This is a genomic window from Veillonella sp. DNF00869, assembly GCF_001553345.1.
Taxonomy (GTDB): domain Bacteria; phylum Bacillota; class Negativicutes; order Veillonellales; family Veillonellaceae; genus F0422.
The window spans coordinates 513,872-533,649 of the sequence record NZ_KQ960771.1 but is presented as its reverse complement, the minus strand read 5'-3'; the positions used below and the strand labels follow the sequence as shown (position 1 = coordinate 533,649).

At 39.3% G+C, this 19,778-nt stretch carries 20 protein-coding genes and 5 tRNA genes; 24 read left to right on the top strand and 1 reads right to left on the bottom strand.

The genetic code is table 11. The features are described from left to right. Positions 1 to 14: 14 nt before the first annotated feature. From ftsE to HMPREF3032_RS06660, 22 genes are all read left to right on the top strand, one after another. The gene (gene ftsE, locus HMPREF3032_RS06765) at positions 15 to 701 is read left to right on the top strand and encodes a cell division ATP-binding protein FtsE (RefSeq protein WP_009372248.1); all 687 of its coding nucleotides are present in this window, start codon (positions 15 to 17) and stop codon (positions 699 to 701) included. Next, the gene (gene ftsX, locus HMPREF3032_RS06760) at positions 691 to 1,578 is read left to right on the top strand and encodes a permease-like cell division protein FtsX (RefSeq protein ID WP_009372198.1); all 888 of its coding nucleotides are present in this window, start codon (positions 691 to 693) and stop codon (positions 1,576 to 1,578) included. The genes ftsE and ftsX overlap by 11 nt, the downstream gene beginning before the upstream one ends. A 5-nt stretch (positions 1,579 to 1,583) precedes the next feature. Next, positions 1,584 to 2,762 carry a murein hydrolase activator EnvC family protein gene (locus tag HMPREF3032_RS06755; RefSeq protein ID WP_062403486.1) on the top strand — a complete coding sequence of 393 codons (1,179 nt, stop codon included), beginning with the start codon at positions 1,584 to 1,586 and terminating at the stop codon, positions 2,760 to 2,762. A gap of 8 nt (positions 2,763 to 2,770) precedes the next feature. Further along, positions 2,771 to 4,036 (top strand): S41 family peptidase, encoded by a 1,266-nt coding sequence (locus HMPREF3032_RS06750; RefSeq protein WP_231723414.1) that lies wholly within the window; start codon positions 2,771 to 2,773, stop codon positions 4,034 to 4,036. Positions 4,037 to 4,082: 46 nt separating this feature from the next. Then, the gene (obgE, locus tag HMPREF3032_RS06745) at positions 4,083 to 5,354 is read left to right on the top strand and encodes a GTPase ObgE (protein WP_062403330.1); all 1,272 of its coding nucleotides are present in this window, start codon (positions 4,083 to 4,085) and stop codon (positions 5,352 to 5,354) included. An 8-nt stretch (positions 5,355 to 5,362) separates the two neighbouring features. Further along, positions 5,363 to 5,650, top strand: a complete 288-nt coding sequence (gene yhbY, locus HMPREF3032_RS06740) for a ribosome assembly RNA-binding protein YhbY (RefSeq protein ID WP_062403327.1) — start codon at positions 5,363 to 5,365, stop codon at positions 5,648 to 5,650. A 22-nt stretch (positions 5,651 to 5,672) separates the two neighbouring features. Then, positions 5,673 to 6,800 (top strand): glutamate 5-kinase, encoded by a 1,128-nt coding sequence (gene proB, locus HMPREF3032_RS06735; RefSeq protein WP_062403324.1) that lies wholly within the window; start codon positions 5,673 to 5,675, stop codon positions 6,798 to 6,800. A gap of 3 nt (positions 6,801 to 6,803) precedes the next feature. Then, positions 6,804 to 8,060, top strand: a complete 1,257-nt coding sequence (locus HMPREF3032_RS06730; protein WP_062403321.1) for a glutamate-5-semialdehyde dehydrogenase — start codon at positions 6,804 to 6,806, stop codon at positions 8,058 to 8,060. Positions 8,061 to 8,189: 129 nt separating this feature from the next. Then, a complete protein-coding gene (gene nadD / locus HMPREF3032_RS06725) occupies positions 8,190 to 8,801 on the top strand; it encodes a nicotinate-nucleotide adenylyltransferase (RefSeq protein ID WP_062403317.1) in 612 nt (203 codons plus the stop codon). Positions 8,802 to 8,860: 59 nt separating this feature from the next. Further along, positions 8,861 to 9,445 carry a bis(5'-nucleosyl)-tetraphosphatase (symmetrical) YqeK gene (gene yqeK / locus HMPREF3032_RS06720; RefSeq protein WP_231723413.1) on the top strand — a complete coding sequence of 195 codons (585 nt, stop codon included), beginning with the start codon at positions 8,861 to 8,863 and terminating at the stop codon, positions 9,443 to 9,445. Beyond that, a complete protein-coding gene (locus HMPREF3032_RS06715; RefSeq protein ID WP_062403311.1) occupies positions 9,446 to 10,558 on the top strand; it encodes an LCP family protein in 1,113 nt (370 codons plus the stop codon). Between the two features lie 9 nt (positions 10,559 to 10,567). Next, a complete protein-coding gene (gene rsfS, locus HMPREF3032_RS06710; RefSeq protein WP_062403308.1) occupies positions 10,568 to 10,927 on the top strand; it encodes a ribosome silencing factor in 360 nt (119 codons plus the stop codon). Between the two features lies 1 nt (position 10,928). Then, positions 10,929 to 11,846: a CvfB family protein gene (locus tag HMPREF3032_RS06705; RefSeq protein ID WP_062403305.1), complete on the top strand. Its 918-nt coding sequence runs from the start codon at positions 10,929 to 10,931 to the stop codon at positions 11,844 to 11,846. 11 nt (positions 11,847 to 11,857) lie between these two features. Continuing rightward, on the top strand, positions 11,858 to 13,198 hold the full coding sequence (gene trkA / locus HMPREF3032_RS06700) for a Trk system potassium transporter TrkA (RefSeq protein ID WP_062403301.1): 1,341 nt from the start codon (positions 11,858 to 11,860) through the stop codon (positions 13,196 to 13,198). Between the two features lie 27 nt (positions 13,199 to 13,225). Then, complete coding sequence (locus HMPREF3032_RS06695; protein WP_062403299.1) at positions 13,226 to 14,740, top strand: TrkH family potassium uptake protein; 1,515 nt, start codon at positions 13,226 to 13,228, stop codon at positions 14,738 to 14,740. Further along, complete coding sequence (locus HMPREF3032_RS06690) at positions 14,706 to 15,296, top strand: MBL fold metallo-hydrolase (RefSeq protein ID WP_062403296.1); 591 nt, start codon at positions 14,706 to 14,708, stop codon at positions 15,294 to 15,296. The genes HMPREF3032_RS06695 and HMPREF3032_RS06690 overlap by 35 nt, the downstream gene beginning before the upstream one ends. 126 nt (positions 15,297 to 15,422) lie before the next feature. Then, a tRNA-Asp gene (locus HMPREF3032_RS06685) sits at positions 15,423 to 15,498 on the top strand. A gap of 6 nt (positions 15,499 to 15,504) precedes the next feature. Next, positions 15,505 to 15,580: transfer RNA gene (locus HMPREF3032_RS06680), tRNA-Phe, on the top strand. A gap of 3 nt (positions 15,581 to 15,583) precedes the next feature. Then, positions 15,584 to 15,658, top strand: a tRNA-Gly gene (locus tag HMPREF3032_RS06675). Positions 15,659 to 15,665: 7 nt separating this feature from the next. Then, a tRNA-Cys gene (locus HMPREF3032_RS06670) sits at positions 15,666 to 15,740 on the top strand. A 15-nt stretch (positions 15,741 to 15,755) separates the two neighbouring features. Further along, a tRNA-Leu gene (locus HMPREF3032_RS06665) sits at positions 15,756 to 15,844 on the top strand. Positions 15,845 to 15,932: 88 nt separating this feature from the next. Further along, entirely contained in the window at positions 15,933 to 16,277 is a 345-nt protein-coding gene (locus tag HMPREF3032_RS06660) for a hypothetical protein (RefSeq protein WP_062403293.1), read from the top strand. A gap of 75 nt (positions 16,278 to 16,352) precedes the next feature. Here the strand turns inward: HMPREF3032_RS06660 and HMPREF3032_RS06655 are convergent, their stop codons facing one another. Beyond that, positions 16,353 to 17,579 carry an MFS transporter gene (locus tag HMPREF3032_RS06655; RefSeq protein WP_062403290.1) on the bottom strand — a complete coding sequence of 409 codons (1,227 nt, stop codon included), beginning with the start codon at positions 17,577 to 17,579 and terminating at the stop codon, positions 16,353 to 16,355. A 476-nt stretch (positions 17,580 to 18,055) separates the two neighbouring features. On the opposite strand from HMPREF3032_RS06655, the gene HMPREF3032_RS06650 reads away from it, so the two are divergent. Then, positions 18,056 to 18,565, top strand: coding sequence for an Lrp/AsnC family transcriptional regulator (locus tag HMPREF3032_RS06650; RefSeq protein WP_062403287.1), 510 nt, complete (start codon positions 18,056 to 18,058; stop codon positions 18,563 to 18,565). Further along, positions 18,534 to 19,745, top strand: a complete 1,212-nt coding sequence (locus HMPREF3032_RS06645) for a pyridoxal phosphate-dependent aminotransferase (protein ID WP_255358264.1) — start codon at positions 18,534 to 18,536, stop codon at positions 19,743 to 19,745. The genes HMPREF3032_RS06650 and HMPREF3032_RS06645 overlap by 32 nt, the downstream gene beginning before the upstream one ends. Positions 19,746 to 19,778 lie beyond the last annotated feature (33 nt).

Sequence of the window (19,778 nt, the reverse complement as noted above, 5' to 3'; positions counted from 1 at the left end):
AAGGGAATGATAGAATGATAGAATTTAGAAATGTCCATAAAGTATACGACAATGGTTCTATTGCTTTAGAGGATGTATCGATTCATATTGAAAAAGGAGAATTCGTATTAGTCTGTGGGCATTCTGGAGCAGGTAAATCAACATTTATTAAGTTACTTTCACATGAAGTCACACCAGATTCTGGAACGGTTATTGTGAATGATGTTGATGTAACACGTATCAAATCTAGTAAAGTACCGTACTTGCGTAGAAAGTTAGGTATTGTATTCCAAGATTTCCGATTATTACCATCAAAAACAGTGTTTGAAAATATTGCGTTCGCACTAGAAGTTATCGAGGAAAAACCGAAAGTAATCAAAGAGAAAGTTTTAAATGTATTAGAGTTGGTCGGACTCAGCGATAAAGCTAATGATTTGCCACAAGATCTTAGTGGTGGGGAGCAACAAAGGGTAGCTATCGCTAGAGCCATTGTAAATAAACCATTGGTGTTGATTGCAGATGAACCAACAGGTAACTTGGACCCTCAAACAAGCCGCGATATTTCTGATCTTTTTAAAGCCATCAATAACTCTGGTACAACCGTAGTGATGGTAACACATGATATGGATATGGTGTCTTATCTAAACAAACGAGTGATCGCCTTAGAAGGTGGTCGTGTAGTAAGTGATCAAATGAGAGGGGCCGCATTCCATGAAAATTAGAACATTTAAGTATTATATAAAAGAAGCCGTTCAATCCATGCGCCGTAATGGATTGATGTCTTTGGCATCTATTTCCACTGTCACATTATCCTTGTTTATCTTGGGTGTATTTGCCTGTGGAGTGGTAAACCTTAACAATTTGGCATCCCATTTAGAGAGCCAAGTACAAATTAGTATCTACTTGAAGGATAACTTAACAACACCACAAGTGATGGAATTAGGTAAAAAGTTAAAAGCCTTGCCAGAGCTAAAGGACATTGAGTTTGTCACAAAAGATGAAGCTATGAAACGCTTTAAAGAGCGCTTAGGGGAGCAACAGCAATTAGTCGATTCCCTAGATGGACATAATCCATTGCCAACGTCTTATGTGTTAACATTCAATACACCAGACCAAGTGAAATCTACAGCGGAAATTGTCTCTAAATATCCAGAAGTAGAAAGTGCTCACTATGGACAAGACGTGATTGAACAAATTTTTGAAGTCACAAAGATTATTCGTATCGGTGGTATTGTGCTCATCGGCTTCCTAGCAGGGGCTACCTTATTTATCATTTCCAATACGATTCGTTTGACTGTATTTGCCCGTCGTAAAGAAATTGGAATTATGAAATATGTAGGTGCCACAAACTGGTTTATCCGCTGGCCTTTTGTATTAGAAGGTATGTTCTTAGGTGCTATTGGTGGTGCGATTGCAGGCATTGCTACCTGGCAATTCTATCGCTATATCACAGTGGAAGTGATTGCAAACTTTGCTTTTATGCCATTGGTACCAATGATGCCGTTTATCTATCAACTATCTGCAGGATTAGTTGGGATAGGTGTGATTGTGGGTGCTATTGGTAGTACCATTTCGTTAAAACAATATATGAAAGTGTAGGAATGATGAAGAAAAAAACAGTAACACTAGTAGCTAGTTTACTATGCGGTTCTATCATGATGGCTACACCGTACTGGTATCAAGCACAAGATGAAGACTTAACGAATCAGTTGTCAAATATTCAACAACAATTGACAAATGAGGCCAATAAAAAGTCGGAAGCAGAAAAAACGATTGGTACCGTATATGAACAGTTACATGCTATACAGATTGAATTAGATACAGCCACTGCAGACTTAAAACAAGTGCAAGCAGATCGTATTCGTTTAGATCAAGATATTACGAAAACAGAGGCAGAATTAAAAGCAGCACAGGAACGTTTACAATCACGAGAAAAAGTATTCTATAAACGAGTACGAGATATCTATATCAATGGTCGTTTAAGCTATTTAGATGTAGTAGTGGGTTCTAAAGATTTTAGCGATTTTGCAAACCGTATGGAAATGTTGAAACGCATTCTACAATCCGATATGGATTTGATCAACACTATCAAAACAGAGCGAGAAGATATTGCTAGCAAAAAAGCTAAATTAGAAGAAGATCGAGCTAAAGTATTAGAACTAGAAAAAGTAGCGCAAGAAAAGCAAAACTTGATCAATCAGAAAAAAGCAGAACGTCAAGCTGTCTTAGAACGGGCTATGAATGACCGAGATACAGCAGAACGTGCGTATAATGAGTTGATGGCGTCCTCCGCAAGTATTACAGCCATGTTGCAACAGCGGGCTGCGGAACGTGCGGCAGCGGCAGCAGCGGCTGCTAGCCAAGGCGGTGGTGGCGGTGGTGCTACATGGGTACAAGGATCTGGTCAATTAGCAGCTCCTGTCGTGGCGCCTATTACGTCTGACTTTGGTTGGCGTATTCACCCAATTTATGGCACACGTCGTTTACATGCGGGCACTGACTTTGGTGTGGATGAAGGTACACCAGTGCATGCAGCGGATGGTGGCGTTGTCGTAGAAGCTGGATGGGTCAGCGGTTATGGATATACAGTCATCATTGACCATGGAAATGGTATGTCTACTTTGTATGCTCATAATAGTGAGGTAGCAGTAAGTCCAGGTCAAACGGTATCAAAAGGTCAAGTTGTTTCCTATTCTGGTAATACCGGAGGTTCTACAGGTCCACATCTTCATTTTGAAGTACGTATTAATGGGGAACCAACAGATCCGATGGGATACTTATAGAGGAGACTATGGAAGATAAGAAAAAAAAATCTAATTGGATACGAATAAAAGAGTATTTGTTTATCTCTGAAAAACACGATGAAGCTTATACTACTATGGAGATGTCAAAAGAGGTTGCTCCTAAAATAGAGCAGCTAAGTTTTAAAGATAGAATCTATAAGTTAATAGGTAAGCTGATAAAGTTATTAATTGTATTCCTTATTATGCTTACTGGTTTCTTTTGGTATATTTCTGGATCCCCCTTAGGCCTTGCTAAATTTGGTTACACCTATTACATCACTACACAATGGGCTATGGACTCACCATCTAAAGAAGAACTTTTTGTGAATATGTTAAAGGGATTAGCTAAAGGTACCCATGATAAACATACTGTTTATTTGGATAAAGAAGATATGAAAGCACTTGAGATGCATACATCTTCTACCTATAGCGGTATTGGTTTATTATTGGATTTTTCCGATGGTAAAGTTCTCAAAGTAGGTGCTACTATGGAAGGGCAACCAGCAGAAGCAGCAGGACTTCAAAAAGGAGACCAAATTCTTGCGATTGATGGGACACCTATATCTGATATAGAAAAAGAAGAAGTAGCTAATCATATACGTGGTGAAGCAGGTACATTTGTAGTGCTTCGCATCCTTCGTAGCGGAGAAGAGCAAGAGATTTCCATTGAACGAAAAACTATTGTCATGCCTACTGTAAGAGGTAAGATGCTAGACGATAGTGTCGGTTATATTCGGTTAACGCAGTTTGCTGAAAAAACAGTAGATGAGTTTACTAAAATCTATGAGGATCTTCAAGCTAAGGGGATGAAACGCTTAGTATTAGACTTGCGTGATAATCCAGGTGGTTTAATCACTACTGCCCATGGTATAGGGCAATATTTGATACCTAAAGGGCCGATTGTAACGGTACAAACTAGAAAAGGCCGAAATAGCGCCTATATGTCTAGAGGTGACCATAGTCTAATGCCATTAGTGGTTTTGATTAATGGTAACTCTGCAAGCGCTTCAGAAATTATTGCTGGTGCGGTGCAAGATACGAAATCTGGCATTATTGTGGGTACAAAAAGCTATGGTAAAGGTACTGTGCAAAGTGTAGTACAAGGTCTTGATGAAGAAGGTTTAAAAATTACTATTGCTCGCTATCATACACCTAATGATAGGGTCATCGATGGTATTGGTATTATACCAGATGAAATTGTGGAGCCGTCCAAAGCAAATCCTGAAGAGGATGTACAGTTGGAACGGGCTGTTGAAATTGTAAAAACTCTATGATATAGCGGCTTCGGCCGCTCTATCTATAGGGCTAGAGGAAAAAAATATGTTTATAGATCGTGCCCGTATATTAGTAAAAGCGGGAGATGGCGGTAACGGTATGAGTAGTTTCCGTCGAGAAAAATATGTGCCACAAGGGGGACCGAATGGTGGCGATGGCGGTAAAGGTGCCGACATCATTTTAGAAGCTGATAGAAATATCAATACACTTGTTGATTTTAGATATAAACGTCAATTTAAAGGCGATACCGGTGGTGCTGGACAAAGTGCTAATAAGCATGGTCGTGGTGCTGAAAATTTAATTGTTTCTGTTCCATTAGGAACAACGGTAACAGATGAAGAGTCTGGTAAATTAATGGCTGATTTAGTCGAAGATGGACAAACTTACATGGTAGCCAAAGGTGGTCGCGGTGGTCGTGGTAATGCACGCTTTCAAAATAGTGCTAACCGTGTACCAACGTTTGCTGAAAAAGGAGAGCCTGGGGAAGAGCGTTGGTTAAACTTAGAGCTTAAAGTGCTGGCTGACGTGGGATTACTAGGTTATCCAAGCGTGGGTAAATCCTCTATCATCCGCAAAGTGTCTTCTGCAAAACCAGAAGTGGCTGCGTACCATTTTACTACATTAACTCCAGTATTAGGGGTAGTCTCTGTAGCACCAGGTAAAAGTTTCGTTATGGCAGATATTCCAGGTTTGATTGAAGGGGCTAGTGAAGGCATTGGCTTAGGACATTCCTTCTTGCGTCACGTAGAACGTAGTAATATTTTGCTCCATGTATTGGATGTATCTGGATTAGAAGGTCGTGACCCTATTGAAGACTTTCATAAAATCAATGAAGAGTTAGCTAAATATAGCGAAAAATTGAGCAAGAAAAAACAATTAATCGTATTGAATAAAACAGACTTGTTACAAGACGAAGAAACATTGCCAAGAGTGACAAAATACTTTGCTGATCAAGACTATGAAGTATTTGCGGTGAATGCATTGACTGGAGAAGGGTTGCCATCATTAGTTGAACGCGCATGGTATTATGTTGAAAATTACGTGCCAGAGCCAGAAGTGGTGGATGACACTGTATACTATGAAGCAAAACCTGATACTGACTTCGTCATTACTCGTGGCGATGATGCATCCTATATTATCAGTGGTTCTCGTATTGAGAAATTGGTGGCTATGACAAATCTTGATGATGAACAAGCATTGCGAAGATTCCAAAAGATTTGGCGTTACATGGATTTAGATGCGGAATTGAAAAAACGTGGTATCCAAGATGGCGATGAAGTAGTCATCGGTGATCAACGATTTACATTCCATGATTAGGAGATAGAATGACAGGTAAACAAAAGCGATATTTACGTGCCTTAGCAAGTACTATGCCGGCGGTTGTGATGATTGGTAAAGGAGGATTGGAAAATCCTGTTATCGACAGTGCACGAGCTGCCATTACAAAACGTGAGTTAATTAAAGTAAAAGTGTTAAATAACTGCTTGGAAGATCCAAGAGAAATTTTGCCTCACTTAGCGGATATGTTAGGAGCAGAGTTAGTACAAATCATCGGACATAACGGTGTGTTGTATAAAAAAGCAAAAGATCCAAAAATTGAGTTGCCAAGATAATCAATCCATATGAGGTGAAGCGATGAGAGAAGAGTTACGACAGGCGAAACGAGTGATTGTGAAAGTAGGAACAAGTTCACTAACCCATGCAAATGGACGCATCAACATTGATAAAATTGAAGTGTTGGTCCGACAAATTTGCAATTTAGCTAATGCAGGAAAAGAAATGATTTTAGTTTCTTCTGGGGCTACTGCTGCTGGTCTTCCCTCATTGAGATTTACATCAAGACCCGATGACATTGCTTTAAAACAAGCCGCAGCCTCTGTGGGACAAGGAATCTTGTTACATATGTATGAAAAACTATTCGCTGAATATGGACATACGGTAGGACAAATTCTTGTAACCCGTGAAGATACGGTGAAACGTAGTCATTATCTTAATTTACGGAATACATTGACGGCCCTCATTGGATTAGGAGTTATTCCTATTATCAATGAAAATGATGTAGTGGCTATCGATGAGTTTAAAATTGGTGATAATGATACATTATCTGCTAATATTGCTAGCATTATTGATGCAGATGCATTGATTATTTTATCGGATATTGAAGGCCTATATACAGCGAATCCGTCTACAGACCCAAATGCTACATTAATCCATGAAGTAGAGGCTCTTACTCCGTACATTTATGAAATTTCTGGTGGTGCAGGGTCTTCTTTGGGCACTGGTGGTATGTATACGAAGATTCAAGCTGCTCATATTGCAACGAACTCTGGAGTTCATATGATTATCGCCTCTGGTGACCATCCAGATAGTATTAAAGCTATTATGAATGGAGAAGAACGAGGCACGCATTTTTGGCCTCATCGAGATGTACCGCAAATTAAAAAGCGCTGGATGGCATTTGGCACACGTTTACAAGGTACCATTCATGTAGATAAAGGATGCCGTGATGCATTACTCACCAATGGATCTAGTGTTTTACCGGTAGGTATTCTATCTGGTGAAGGACAATTTGAAGAAGGGGATACCATATCTATTGTTCACGGTGGAGAAGAAATTGCCCGCGGTATTGTGAACTTTAATCTATCTGACTTGTTAAAGATTAAAGGACGTAAATCACAGGATATTCCTACTATACTAGGTGTTCGTGATACCTATCATGTAGTGGTGCATCGAGATAACTTAGTTGTCTTACGACAGGAGTAAATTATGAATCCATATACTGCATATTTTGAAAATTTAGGCAAAGCAGCACGGTCAGCTTCTATGGTAGGACAAGTGCTAAGTACAGAAGATAAGAATCGTATCTTGGAACAGATTGCTTATGATTTGGAAAATGCTATACCAATGATTTTAGAAGCGAATACTATCGATTGTTCCCAAGCTAAAGAGAATGGAGTTCCATCTGTGATGATGGATCGCCTTCGTTTGACGAAGGAGCGCATCGAAGGTATTTGTGAAGGTGTTCGTCAAGTGGCTCATTTGCATGACCCCATTGGTACTGTGTTAGAAAGTAGAACCTTAGACAATGGCTTGCGTATTGAAAAACGGCAAATCCCTATCGGAGTTATTGGCATGATTTATGAAGCTCGCCCTAATGTGACAGTGGATGCAGCTGCCTTAGCCATTAAGACAGGCAATGCGATCATTCTTCGCGGAGGAAAAGAGGCATACCATACGAGTGAGGCGATGGTACATATTATGCAAGGTTCTTTAGAGCAGTGTGGAGCTCCGAAAGAGCTAGTTCAATTAGTGTCTATTCTTGAGAGAGAAGCTGTAGGTGAATTGTTAGCACAACGCAAATGGATTGATGTGATGATTCCACGTGGTGGAGCAGGATTGATTCAATTTGTCGTGAATAACAGTAAAATTCCTGTTATAGAAACAGGGAGTGGTGTTGTTCATGGCTATGTGGATGTATCTGCTGATGAAACGATGACATTACAGGTATTGGAAAATGCAAAATTGTCACGACCATCTGTATGTAATGCGATGGAAACAATTTTGTTACATGAAGCAAGACTGCAAGATTTAGGGCCTAAGATTGTATCTATGTTAGAAGAAAAAGGTGTTGCCATCTATGGGGATACACAAATTCAAAGCTTGTCTTCTCAGGTGAAACCTGGCACAGAGGATAATTGGGCTACAGAATATAATGACTATATTGTGAATTTCAAAGTGGTATCTTCCATTGATGATGCTATTACTCATATCAATACATTTGGTACAAAACATTCTGAAATGATTATTACAGAAGACCCAACCGAGGCAGAGCGATTTATGAACTTAGTGGATGCTTCCACAGTTTATGTGAATGCATCTACACGATTTACAGATGGTTTTGAATTTGGCTTAGGGGCTGAGATTGGCATTAGTACACAAAAACTCCATGCTCGAGGACCTATGGGACTAGATGCGTTGACAAGCTATAAATATTTTGTCTTTGGCCATGGACAGGTACGATGAAATTAGCAGATGTAAAAGCTTACTTTCATTATATGAAGTCTCCCAAAGGAGCTTATGAATGGAAGTCCTACGGAATCGTAATAGTCATACTAGGTATTGTATCTCTAGTGTGTATAGGGGCGTGGTTACATGGTAGATAAGAAAAAGAGAGTTGGTGTTTTGGGTGGCACTTTTAATCCGATTCATTTGGGCCATCTTATGATTGCAGAAATGGCATCAGAAGCATTTGATTTGAATCGGGTAATTTTTGTGCCTGCTAAGGAACCTCCTCATAAGGAATCGGATGTGATTGAGGCGAAATATCGCTTAGAAATGGTACGTGTAGCAGTATTGGATAATCCTAATTTTGTAGTTTCTGATGTAGAGATGCGGCGGGATGGGAAATCTTATACCATTGATACATTGCGATATTTTCATGATTTGTATGGATCAGATACGGAATTTTTCTTTATTGCCGGCACGGATACGATTCAGAATTTACCAACCTGGAAATATATTGAACAGCTCTTAGATATGTGTGAGTTTATTGGGGCTATCCGCCCTGGTGCCACTGCTGATATTGGTGAAAGTATCGAATGGCTTGCTCAACGAGGCGGTCGTATTCACATATTAGAGGTGCCAGAAATGAAGTTATCTGCTACGGAATTGCGTCGCCGACTGCGGTATGGATTATCTACACGATACATGTTACCTAAATTGGTGTATCAATACATTAAGGAACATAAAATATATAATACATAAGGGTATTTGTTGTTAGGTTGATGCTTGTTTTATGGATAACCCTAGAAAGGTATAGGCTTGTGAAAGATATAACAACAATAGAAAATTTACAAAATGTTGTGAAAGTCCGGCTTTCACCAAAACGATTTGCTCATACATTAGGTGTGCTAGATATGGCAAGACGATTAGCCAATCATTATGGTGTTTCTATAGAGAAAGCAGAAGTGGCAGCTGTATTGCATGATGCTATGAAAGAAAGACCTTTACAAGAAATGCAAGCAATGGTGATGGATGCACAGATAGCGGTGGATTCAGAAATGCTTAACAACGGGGCATTACTACATGGACCTGCAGCGGCAGCCTATGCTAAGTTAGAGTTGCAGATTCAAGATGAATCGATTTGCGAGGCTATTCGAGTTCATACATTAGGGAGTACCCATATGAGCTTATTAGATAAGATTATTTTTTTAGCTGATTATATTGAACCAAATCGTGATTTTCCTGGTGTGGAAGAACTACGTGCGTTAGCATTTAAAGATTTGAACGCTGCTGTGATTCGCGCCTATGATGGAACGATACGTCATTTGCTTGATCAAGGGTTAAGTATACATGTAGATACGATTCGAGGTAGAAATAGTGTATTGTTAGAAAGGTCGGATACATAAATGGAGCGAAATATACGACGAAAGCCGCGCCGACATGGACTGCGATGGGGACGCATTATAGGGGCCCTAATTTTATTAGTAGTTTTTGTAGGCCTTCTAGTATGGGGAATACGTAGTGCAGTGAGTGCTGTATCTCAACCGAGTACTACTAGTCAAGAGTCGCATCCATTGCCGGTTGTGACTAATACAATACCTATGGATATGAGCTCCATTAAAACATCCTATATGTTGCTTGTTGGCGTTGATAAAAGTCAACCACAGCAAGCAGATGCTTTGTATGTGATAGCTTTCAATATGGATGCAAAAACTTTGCAGATTATTGGTATACCGAGTAATAGTAAAATAATTAACCGTCACAGTGATACACCGCAACGAATTAATGATATGTATGCACAAGGTGGAATAGAATTAACGAAAGCCGTAGTGGAAGATATGTTTCATATAGTTATCCCCTATTATGCAGTGGTAGATCAAGAGAGTTTCCAGTCTATGATGAACATTTTTGGAACTCCAAGCCTATATGTGGAGCAATCTATGGTACATCGAGATGCAGCTTCTGGTGAAGTGGATATCAACATTCATCAAGGGTACCAAGATATGACTAATGATACCGCCTTTGGATATATGAGATACGTCAATCAAGAAGGTGATACATTAGCAAGGACTATGCATCAAGAACGATTATTAAAGACTATGTGGGAGAGAGAACGAAATCACGTTAGCTTGGGAACCGCTTTTCGAGTGTGGCGACAATGGAGTCATATTAGTACTAATATTAGTACATGGGATGGTGTTCGGTTTATCACAAAAGTGATTGACTTTCCTAAAGATAAAGTGCGGTGGTATATTTTACCAGGGTCACCAGAAACAATTGATCATGTAGACTATTGGAATGTAGAGCCTATAGAATTACAACAATTGGTAGGAATTACTGTGGGAGATATTCCAAGTGATGCTGAAGTGATTCCAGTGATTGGAGATACTCCAAAAGGTATTGGAAAAGATAGTGCTGATGATTCTTTAAAAGATGCTGAAAAACAGACTAAAGCTACGAAAGAAGATAAGTCTATGGATACAGAAAAATCAGAACCAGGGAGTCCCACAACAAGATAAGGAGTTAGAATGAAACAGAAACAAGATATTTTAGGAACAGTAAAAATCTTAGCACAAGCTGGATATGATAAAAAGGGAGAAGACATTTCCATTATGGATATGGAAGGTCTTACCATGTTAGGAGATTATTTCTTAGTGATTACAGCAAACAATGTGAAACATGCACAAAGTGTAGCTGATGCCATTGAAGATGCCGGTGCAGAGCAAGGTATGACCGTATTACATCGCGAAGGATATCGTGAAGGAGATTGGATTTTACTTGATTTTGGTGATGTCATTGCCCACGTATTTACAGGTGAATACCGCCATTTCTATGGCTTAGAAGAATTGTGGAAGGATGCACCAAGAGAATCCTTTGAAGGAGTCTAATATGGCTAGTACTTTATCAGAAAATACTATTGCTACGCTAAAGGTATTGCGTCAAAGTGATCAAGGGTCTTTTTTAGATGGTCAAACAGGCAATACGAATGACGATATTTTGTTGCATAAAGACCAACAAACTAGTTCCGTTGCGATTGGCGATGAAGTGACAGTGTTTCTATACAAAGATCCCAAAGGCCGCTTGACAGCGAGTATGCGTTTACCAGCTATGAAGGAAGGTCAAATTGGTTATGTTGAGGTTATCAATACGACAAACTTTGGCTGTTTCGTAGAAGTAGGAACAGAACGGGGGATTTTTATGCCCCATGCAGAAATGCGTGGTCGCCCTCAAAATGGTGAAAAAGTTTGGGTTCGTCTCTATAGTGATAAGTCAGGTCGTTTAGCTGTATCCATGGATGTGGATGATGCGATGCGGCGTGCTTCAAAACCTGCTACAGATGCTAAAATAGGGAGCATGGTGAAAGGTGCCATTTATAACATGACCAGCGAAGGGGCATTCTTAATTACCCCTGAACGATGGATTGCGTTCATGCATCGTAGTGAAATGACACGATCTTTAAAAGTAGGGGAACTTATTGAAGGCCGTATTACCTTTAAGCGTGATGATGGACGTATCAATATTTCTATGCGCCCGGTCAAAGAAGAGGCATTGGCTACGGATGGTGCAAAAATTATGACCTATTTAGGTAGTCGTCATGGACGTATGCCTTATGGTGATAGTACGTCGACACCTATCATTAAAGATAAATTCAACATCAGCAAGGCCGCTTTTAAACGTGCCTTAGGACATCTGATGAAAGCAGGATTCATTGTGCAAGAAGATGGATGGACCCTATTAACAGAGAAAGGGCAAGCCACTTTACTAGAGGCGGATGAACAATCGGCTACTATAGAGGAAATCAAATAGGGGGATAGGTCATGAAAATTGTGGTAGTAGGTGCTGGTAAAGTAGGGTACTCCTTGGCTCAGCGATTAGCGCAAGACCAACATGATGTATATGTCATTGAAAAAAACGGAGATCGCATAAAAAATTTAGAAAATAATTTAGATGTAAATTTAGTGCAAGGGAATGGTAGTAGCATCGCCTTATTGCAAGAAATAGGAATCGAAGATATTGGTATGCTTATTGCTGTAACGGATTCGGATGAAGTTAATATGCTGGCTTGTATGCTTGGTAAAGCGGCAGGTATTCCTAAGACGATTGCTCGAGTTCGGGAAACAGAGTACGAAAATGATACCAATGCACTCATTCGTGAGAGATTAGGAATAGACCTTTTTATAAATCCAGAAATGGTAACGGCTCAAGAAATTTATAAAATTCTAAAAACGCCAGCTGCATTAGATGTTGAAGAATTTGCTAGCGGAGCCGTGCGGTTAGTAGAATTTAAAATTCGTAATAATCATGATATTATGGGAATTCCTTTACGCTCTTTAACGTTGCCACCGAATGTTCTCGTAGTAGGGATTCTCCGTGGTGGGGAAATGATTATTCCTCATGGTGACAGTACTCTAGAGTATATGGATAATGTATTTTTTCTAGGTGCTACTGACAGTATCGATGAGGTAGAATCTTGGTTGCATGAAACAACAAGACCAACGCAAAGGGTGGTTATTATTGGAGCTGGTCTTATTGGTCGTAATCTAACAGTATTACTAGAGAATGATGGGTATGATGTAAAGATTATCGAGAAAGATTTAGATCGTTGTGAACAATTGGCCGCTATGGTAGATCGGTCTATTGTCATTCATGGCGATGGCACAGATATCGACCTATTAGAAGCAGAGGAAATTAGCGATAATGATGTTATCATTTGCTTAACAGATGATGATAAATTGAACTTATTAGTGGCATTATTAGCGAAACATATGGGGGTGCCTAAAGCATTTGTTCGTGTAGGGCGATTAGAATATATTACTTTGATGGAGCAGGTGGGTATTGACGTAGCATTTTCACCGAGATTATTAACATCGGGGCAAATTTTACGGTTAATTCGAGAAGATGAAAATCTTATTAATATTTTTACCTTCGAAGGGTCTAAAGCTGAAGCTGTGGAAATAGAAGTTACAGAAAAAACATCACTGATAAATAAACATTTAAAAGACCTAAAGTTGCCAGGAAAATCATTAGTGGGAGCTATTGTTAGAGAGCATCAAACCATTGTTCCTAAAGGGGATACAGTGCTCCTGGAAGGAGATCATATAGTTATCTTTACATTGCCAGAAAATATTAATACTTTATTAGCATATATTAATAAATGATATAAAATTTTGAAAGGAGAAGGAATCATGCGCATTCAAAATATTATGCGAGTCGTTGGACAAGTGATGCTCATTTTAGCTTCCTTCATTATGGTTCCCTTTTTCTTTGGTATATTAGATGAAGGGGTTTTTTACTACTCGTTTCTTATCACATCATGTATAGCAGGAGGAGTAGGGTTTCTATTATATCATTATGGAACAAATACGAATGTGTATAGTGTACGAGATGGATTTCTAGTAGTGAGTGCAACTTGGATTCTGGCCTCTATATTTTCGGCGTTGCCTTTTTATTTTAGTGGAGTACTTGAGCAATTTGTAGATGCTTTATTTGAGTCTGTGTCAGGTATAACGACTACCGGGGCAAGCATGATTGATGATGTAAGTGCTTTACCAAGAGCCTTTATTTTGTGGAGGGGGCTTACCAATTGGATTGGTGGTATGGGGATGATTGTCTTAGTGTTAGCATTCTTGCGTAATTTAGGGACTGGAGTAGCTCCATTAGTTGAAGCAGAGGCTTCTGTACCAAGACCTGGGGTTGTATTACCAAGAATCCAATCTATGGCCGGGAACTTGCTGAGAATTTATTTGGGATTTACATTTACTTGTACTTTTCTATTATGGCTAAGTGGCATCGGTTTATTTGAAGCACTTAATTTTACCTTTGCTACGGTAGCTACAGGTGGATTGTCACCAATTACTGGCAGTACATTTAGATATGCTGATTCCTATTTGGTCTGCATCATATTAGTAGTATTTATGATATTGGCGGGTGGAAATTTTGCAGTCTATCAATCTGTCTGGCAACGAGGTATTAAAGAGATTTGGCGAGATTTTGAATACAGAATTTATCTCATTACTCTAGCAATTGGATCAAGTTTAGTATTATTTGCATTAGTATGGGAAGCTGGAGATGCTAATATTGAACATTTACGAAATGCTATTTTTACACTTGTTTCTATGCAGACTGGGACTGGATTTGCCATTGCAGATTATAACTTATGGCCTAGCTTAGGGCAAATGGTATTATTTATGGGAATGTTCTTTGGTGGTTGTAGTGGTTCAACTGCAGGGGGACTTAAAATCATACGAATAATTATCTTGGCAAAAAGTAGCATTCTCTATCTACGAAAAGCTATTCATCCCGATATGGTACAATTGGTACGACTCAACGGTTATGTATTACCTAATAAATGGTTACAAATTACGCAACAGTTCTTTTTTCTTTATATGCTCATCTTTGGCATTTCCTCGGTGATTATCTCTTCCACAGGGTTACCCTTGGCAGATGTGCTGCCATTAGTTGCAGGTAGTCTAGGAAATGTAGGCCTTGCATTTGGCTCATTAGGACCTACGGAAAGTTTTACCATATTGGCACCTATTGCAAAGATAGTTTGTATTATTGATATGTTATTAGGACGGTTAGAGTTGTTTACCTTATTGGTACTATTACACCCAGGATTTTGGCGCGGATATTTTACAAAGAAAGAAAAAGGATATAGACGATTCGATGGACATCGTAAGAACGCCTCAAGGCTTGTATAAAACAAATTGTTATATTCTGAAAGAAAATGGATACGCCCTTATTATTGATCCAGGCTTTCACGGTCAACGTATTATGAAAGAATTACAGGACATGGTGCCGGTAGGTATTGTGTTGACCCATGGTCATGCAGACCATATATGCGCTGTGGATACCCTAGTAGAGGCGTATCATATCCCTGTATACATGCATCCTAAGGATGAAGAACTGTTGTTAGTCAAACGGCGCATGCCATCGGGGTATAAAGAACGGTTTACGTCGCCATACATTGCGTTGGAAGAGGGACCTTTACAGATAGGATCCTTTTCTCTGAACGTATGGGAAGTGCCTGGACATAGTGCAGGTAGTGTATTTGTTGGATATAAACATATTTTGTTTACAGGAGATACATTATTTAAGGGAACTATAGGAAAAGTGAATACCTATAATGGTGATTCAAAGGCTATGGAAAAGACGTTGCAAAAAATTATGACTTTAGACCCGTCTTATGTGATATATCCTGGACATGGTTCGAGTACTACATTGAGATATGAATTAGCGACTAATCCATATCTGTAGGTACTCCCATAATGCATGAAATGGCTTGTACAACTGATTTCAGAGAAATAAAAAATGTTTATAAAAAAATATAAAAAAGTATTGACGAGAAATATGAAATAGGGTATACTAACAAAGTAGTCAAATGGCCCCGTGGTGTAGCGGTTAACATGTCGCCCTGTCACGGCGAAGATCGTCGGTTCAAATCCGATCGGGGTCGCCACTACTTGCCTCGGTAGCTCAGTCGGTAGAGCAACGGACTGAAAATCCGTGTGTCGGCAGTTCGATTCTGCCCTGAGGCACCATTTGCGGAAATAGCTCAGCGGTAGAGCACCGCCTTGCCAAGGCGGGGGTCGCGAGTTCGAATCTCGTTTTCCGCTCCACTTTTTTGGCGGCATAGCCAAGCGGTAAGGCAGAGGTCTGCAAAACCTTTATTCCCCAGTTCGATTCTGGGTGCCGCCTCCACAACATTCCACCCATGCCGGGGTGGCGGAACAGGCAGACGCAACGGACTTAAAATCCGTCGGTTAGAGATAACCGTACCGGTTCGATTCCGGTCCTCGGCACCATTTAGACCAACTTCGGTTGGTCTATTTTTTTATGTCTAAATGGACTATAATGTAAGTAGCATATAATGAGTGGGCTTAGGGAGGGACTATGAATACAGTTAATGATGTTGATCGATTATATAATGCTATTGAAATTAATGAAAAAACATTTCAGTTTTTTCAAATCGATGTACAGTCCTATGGAATACAACAAGTAAATAAAGGAAGCACACAATTTTTTTATATTTTACTTGAAATCATGAATGGAAAATTTAATTGTAATTTAGAGGTTATCGTAAACTGTTATGATGAGTTAGGTACTATAATCTATAGTAATGAGAGGACAGTTTATATAGAAACATATATTGGCTATGATACTCTTAAATTTTGGTGTAATGATACTAATTTGATCGATAGGACGAATAAAATTCGTATATTTGTAAAAAAAGAATAATATAAAATTGCCATATACCGATATGCATATGTAAGTTATAGCATAGGGTATATGGCAATTTTTATGTGTATATACTTATTGATGTTGTGGCATCTCTTCTTCGTAGATAGATTGTTCTTTCACAGGACGATAATAGAAGGCATAGAGTACTAAGACAATGACTGGAATGATGGCAGATACAATATAGATTCCGCTGTAGGATAGTAGGCCATGTAAGATTCCTAATGTATAAGGTCCGACGCCTAATCCAAGATCTAGACCAATAAAATAGGTGGAAAGAGCCACCCCAATTTTGGCAGGTTCTACAGCTTTCAAGCAAATAGCTTGTCCGTTAGACATAAAGGTACCATAACCTAAGCCTACAAAGGCTCCGGCGATAAGTAGTAACGCTGCATTGAAGCTATAAGCGATGAGTAAAAGACCAATTGTTAAACATATATAGCTAGGATACATGACAGCATTTTCGCCACGTTCATCGAAGATACGACCTGCAATAGGACGGGTCACGGTAATCACAAGGGCATAAACCACAAAGAAGAAGGCTCCTGCTGTAATGAGACCGATTTCATGGGTAAAGATAGAAAGGAACCCGAGTACGCTAGAATAGGCTAAGCCCATTAGGAATCCAAGAAAGGCGATGAAGGATACACGTGGTTCAATGAAATTCTTCATAGACCAAGATGTCATGGAGGCTGCTTCCGTAGAGGATAGCACTAAATTTTGTACAGGGAATCGTAAACAAGCGATGGCAACACCAATGGATAATAGGACGGCTAAATAAATAATCCAAGTAAAACCAACGGCAGGTAATAAAATCATGCCAATGAAAGGGCCAATAGCCGCTGCTAAACTAGTGCTAAGACCATAATAATTGATACCTTCTCCATCTTTCGATTTTGGAATGTAAGCAGTGACTACCGCATTGGCTGCAGTGGATACAGTACCGTAAGCAAAACCGTTTAGGAAACGGACTGTATCCAAGATTAGAATATCTTTGGCAATGAGATACGCCAGGGTAGTGAGAAAATAAAATATGGCTCCGTACCGAAGTACCTCTTTACGGCCGATAAGTTCTAAGCGTTGTCCCATGATAAGGCGAGCGAATAAGGTACCAATAATATAGATACCAGTAGCGAATCCTGCTTCCGCAACGGTGGAATGAAGTTCTTTCGTAGCATAGCTTGCAGTGATAACTACAAAGCAGTAGTACACTAAAAAGACAATAAAATTAATGACAGTAATACTGATGAACCCGGAATTAAATAGAGTTTCTTCTTGATTTTGTATCGATTGGGCATTCATGGATAACTCCTCCTTTTGTAATACGTTCTATAGAATATACCTAATTGCGAATCTTGTAAAGGTTATATAAATATTTTCTATAGGACTTAACTAAGTTAACAATGTACAAATAGGTAAACAGGAGAAACGAGTACGCAAGAATGGGGATATGAGCATATTATATGAATCAATTTCGTACACTTCAGGAGATAAGGAAAGAAAAGATATAAAATTTTTTTAGAGTGTAATTATCCATGAAGTTAGAAACTGGTATAAAAGAAATATTAATATGAGGGGATATGTTGTATCTCTAGTTCGATCATCAGTATAGACTTGCTTCGAGTAGACTATCTTGTAATTAAATTGTGTAGGTGTAACATAACGTATTGCGACTTTCAGAGAAACTGACTATAATAAAAAGATAAGCATTGAGAATATATGTACAATGCTATGGTTTATAAAACATAGATGTGAATCATAAGAAAGGAGTCTCCCTTATGACAGTACAATTAGACACATTGGATCATCGTTTATTACGTTTATTAGATGAGGACGCCTCCATGTCGGCCGCCGACCTCGCCATTATGCTCAATAGTGAAGAAGCGCATGTGGCGAGTCGTATTCAAGCCTTCGAGGAGTCTGGTATTATTAAACGGTACCAAGCAGTCATTGATTGGGAACAAGTAGACCAAAATAAATCTACTGCGCTTATCCAATTAGGTGTGACTCCTGCTCCAGATCAAGGTTTTGATAAAGTGGCAGAACGAATTATGGAATTTCCAGAAGTACAAGGTGTATACCTTATGTCTGGTAGCTATGATTTGACGGTTATCGTGGAAGGGGCCAGCATGCGTGATATTGCTTTGTTTGTATCTCGCCGTTTATCTACATTAGATTCAGTGCTTTCCACCACAACAAACTTTATCTTAACGCGTTATAAAGATAATAATATTGTGTTCCACACGGGTGGAGTTCGTGAAGATCGGAGAAATGTATTCGATGATTAATTATGACAACTATTTAAATGCTGAAATTAAAGCAGTTAAACCATCGGGGATTCGACGTTTTTTTGAAATTGCTAATGAATTAGATAATGTCATTTCCCTTAGTATTGGTGAACCAGATTTCGCTACGCCCTACCATATTCGTGAAGAAGGTATTAATACATTAGAAAAGGGAAAAACTTGGTATTCTCCTAATCGTGGTTTTATGGAATTACGAGAAGAGATTTCTAACTGGTTAGAACGAAAGTATCATGTGTCTTATGATCCAACTACGGAAGTGATTGTAACCGTAGGTGGCTCAGAGGCCATTGACTTAACCTGTCGTACCTTACTCAACCCAGGGGATGAAGTATTGATTCCTGTGCCGAGCTTTGTGTGCTATACGCCATTAGCAGAATTGTGTAATGCAAAGCCAGTGCAGATTATTACGAAAGAAGAAGATGAGTTTCGTTTGACTCCAGAGGCGATTGAAGCGGCTGTAACAGAGAAGACAAAGCTGTTAGTATTACCATTCCCTAATAATCCAACAGGAGCGGTATTACGCCGTGAGCATTTGGAAGCTATTGCAGAAGTGGTTATCAAGCATGACTTATTTATTTTGTCCGATGAGTTATACAGTGAACTTACCTATGGTGATGAACCACATGTATCTATTGCATCTATACCAGGTATGCAAGAGCGGACAATCTTAATTAATGGATTTTCCAAAGCCTATGCGATGACTGGTTGGCGCCTTGGATTTGCCACAGGTCCAGCACCGATTATTGCACAAATGACGAAGATGCATCAATATGGTATTATGAGTGCTCCGTCTATGTCTCAATATGCAGCTATCGAAGCGTTAAAAAATGGGGATAAAGATATCCAATACATGCGTGAAGAATACGATATGCGTCGTCGCTTGTTGGTGAGCGCTTTCAATCGTATGGGACTTCATACATTCGAGCCAGAAGGGGCATTCTATGTATTCCCGTCTATTAAGAGCACAGGCATGACATCGGAAGAGTTTTGTGAAAAACTACTCTATGATCAACGTATTGCCATTGTTCCTGGTAATGCCTTTGGCGATTGTGGTGAAGGCTTTGTACGTGTAGCTTATTCTAACTCTTTGCAGAATATTAAAGAAGCGGTAAAACGAATCGAAATATTCTTGGAAAAAATTAAAAATAAAGAGATTGAGTAATAAAAAAGACAGACATAGTTTTGCAGTAAAACT

What these genes read in the sequence shown, in the direction of transcription:
- HMPREF3032_RS06715 (WP_062403311.1), top strand. Translation starts at nt 9,446, where the DNA reads ATGGAGCGAAATATACGACGAAAGCCGCGCCGACATGGACTGCGATGG.
- ftsX (WP_009372198.1), top strand. Translation starts at nt 691, where the DNA reads ATGAAAATTAGAACATTTAAGTATTATATAAAAGAAGCCGTTCAATCC.
- HMPREF3032_RS06750 (WP_231723414.1), top strand. Translation starts at nt 2,771, where the DNA reads ATGGAAGATAAGAAAAAAAAATCTAATTGGATACGAATAAAAGAGTAT.
- HMPREF3032_RS06660 (WP_062403293.1), top strand. Translation starts at nt 15,933, where the DNA reads ATGAATACAGTTAATGATGTTGATCGATTATATAATGCTATTGAAATT.
- nadD (WP_062403317.1), top strand. Translation starts at nt 8,190, where the DNA reads ATGGTAGATAAGAAAAAGAGAGTTGGTGTTTTGGGTGGCACTTTTAAT.
- HMPREF3032_RS06650 (WP_062403287.1), top strand. Translation starts at nt 18,056, where the DNA reads ATGACAGTACAATTAGACACATTGGATCATCGTTTATTACGTTTATTA.
- HMPREF3032_RS06705 (WP_062403305.1), top strand. Translation starts at nt 10,929, where the DNA reads ATGGCTAGTACTTTATCAGAAAATACTATTGCTACGCTAAAGGTATTG.
- obgE (WP_062403330.1), top strand. Translation starts at nt 4,083, where the DNA reads ATGTTTATAGATCGTGCCCGTATATTAGTAAAAGCGGGAGATGGCGGT.
- yhbY (WP_062403327.1), top strand. Translation starts at nt 5,363, where the DNA reads ATGACAGGTAAACAAAAGCGATATTTACGTGCCTTAGCAAGTACTATG.
- HMPREF3032_RS06755 (WP_062403486.1), top strand. Translation starts at nt 1,584, where the DNA reads ATGAAGAAAAAAACAGTAACACTAGTAGCTAGTTTACTATGCGGTTCT.
- proB (WP_062403324.1), top strand. Translation starts at nt 5,673, where the DNA reads ATGAGAGAAGAGTTACGACAGGCGAAACGAGTGATTGTGAAAGTAGGA.
- rsfS (WP_062403308.1), top strand. Translation starts at nt 10,568, where the DNA reads ATGAAACAGAAACAAGATATTTTAGGAACAGTAAAAATCTTAGCACAA.
- HMPREF3032_RS06695 (WP_062403299.1), top strand. Translation starts at nt 13,226, where the DNA reads ATGCGCATTCAAAATATTATGCGAGTCGTTGGACAAGTGATGCTCATT.
- HMPREF3032_RS06690 (WP_062403296.1), top strand. Translation starts at nt 14,706, where the DNA reads ATGGACATCGTAAGAACGCCTCAAGGCTTGTATAAAACAAATTGTTAT.
- HMPREF3032_RS06655 (WP_062403290.1), bottom strand. Translation starts at nt 17,579, where the DNA reads ATGAATGCCCAATCGATACAAAATCAAGAAGAAACTCTATTTAATTCC.
- ftsE (WP_009372248.1), top strand. Translation starts at nt 15, where the DNA reads ATGATAGAATTTAGAAATGTCCATAAAGTATACGACAATGGTTCTATT.
- HMPREF3032_RS06730 (WP_062403321.1), top strand. Translation starts at nt 6,804, where the DNA reads ATGAATCCATATACTGCATATTTTGAAAATTTAGGCAAAGCAGCACGG.
- trkA (WP_062403301.1), top strand. Translation starts at nt 11,858, where the DNA reads ATGAAAATTGTGGTAGTAGGTGCTGGTAAAGTAGGGTACTCCTTGGCT.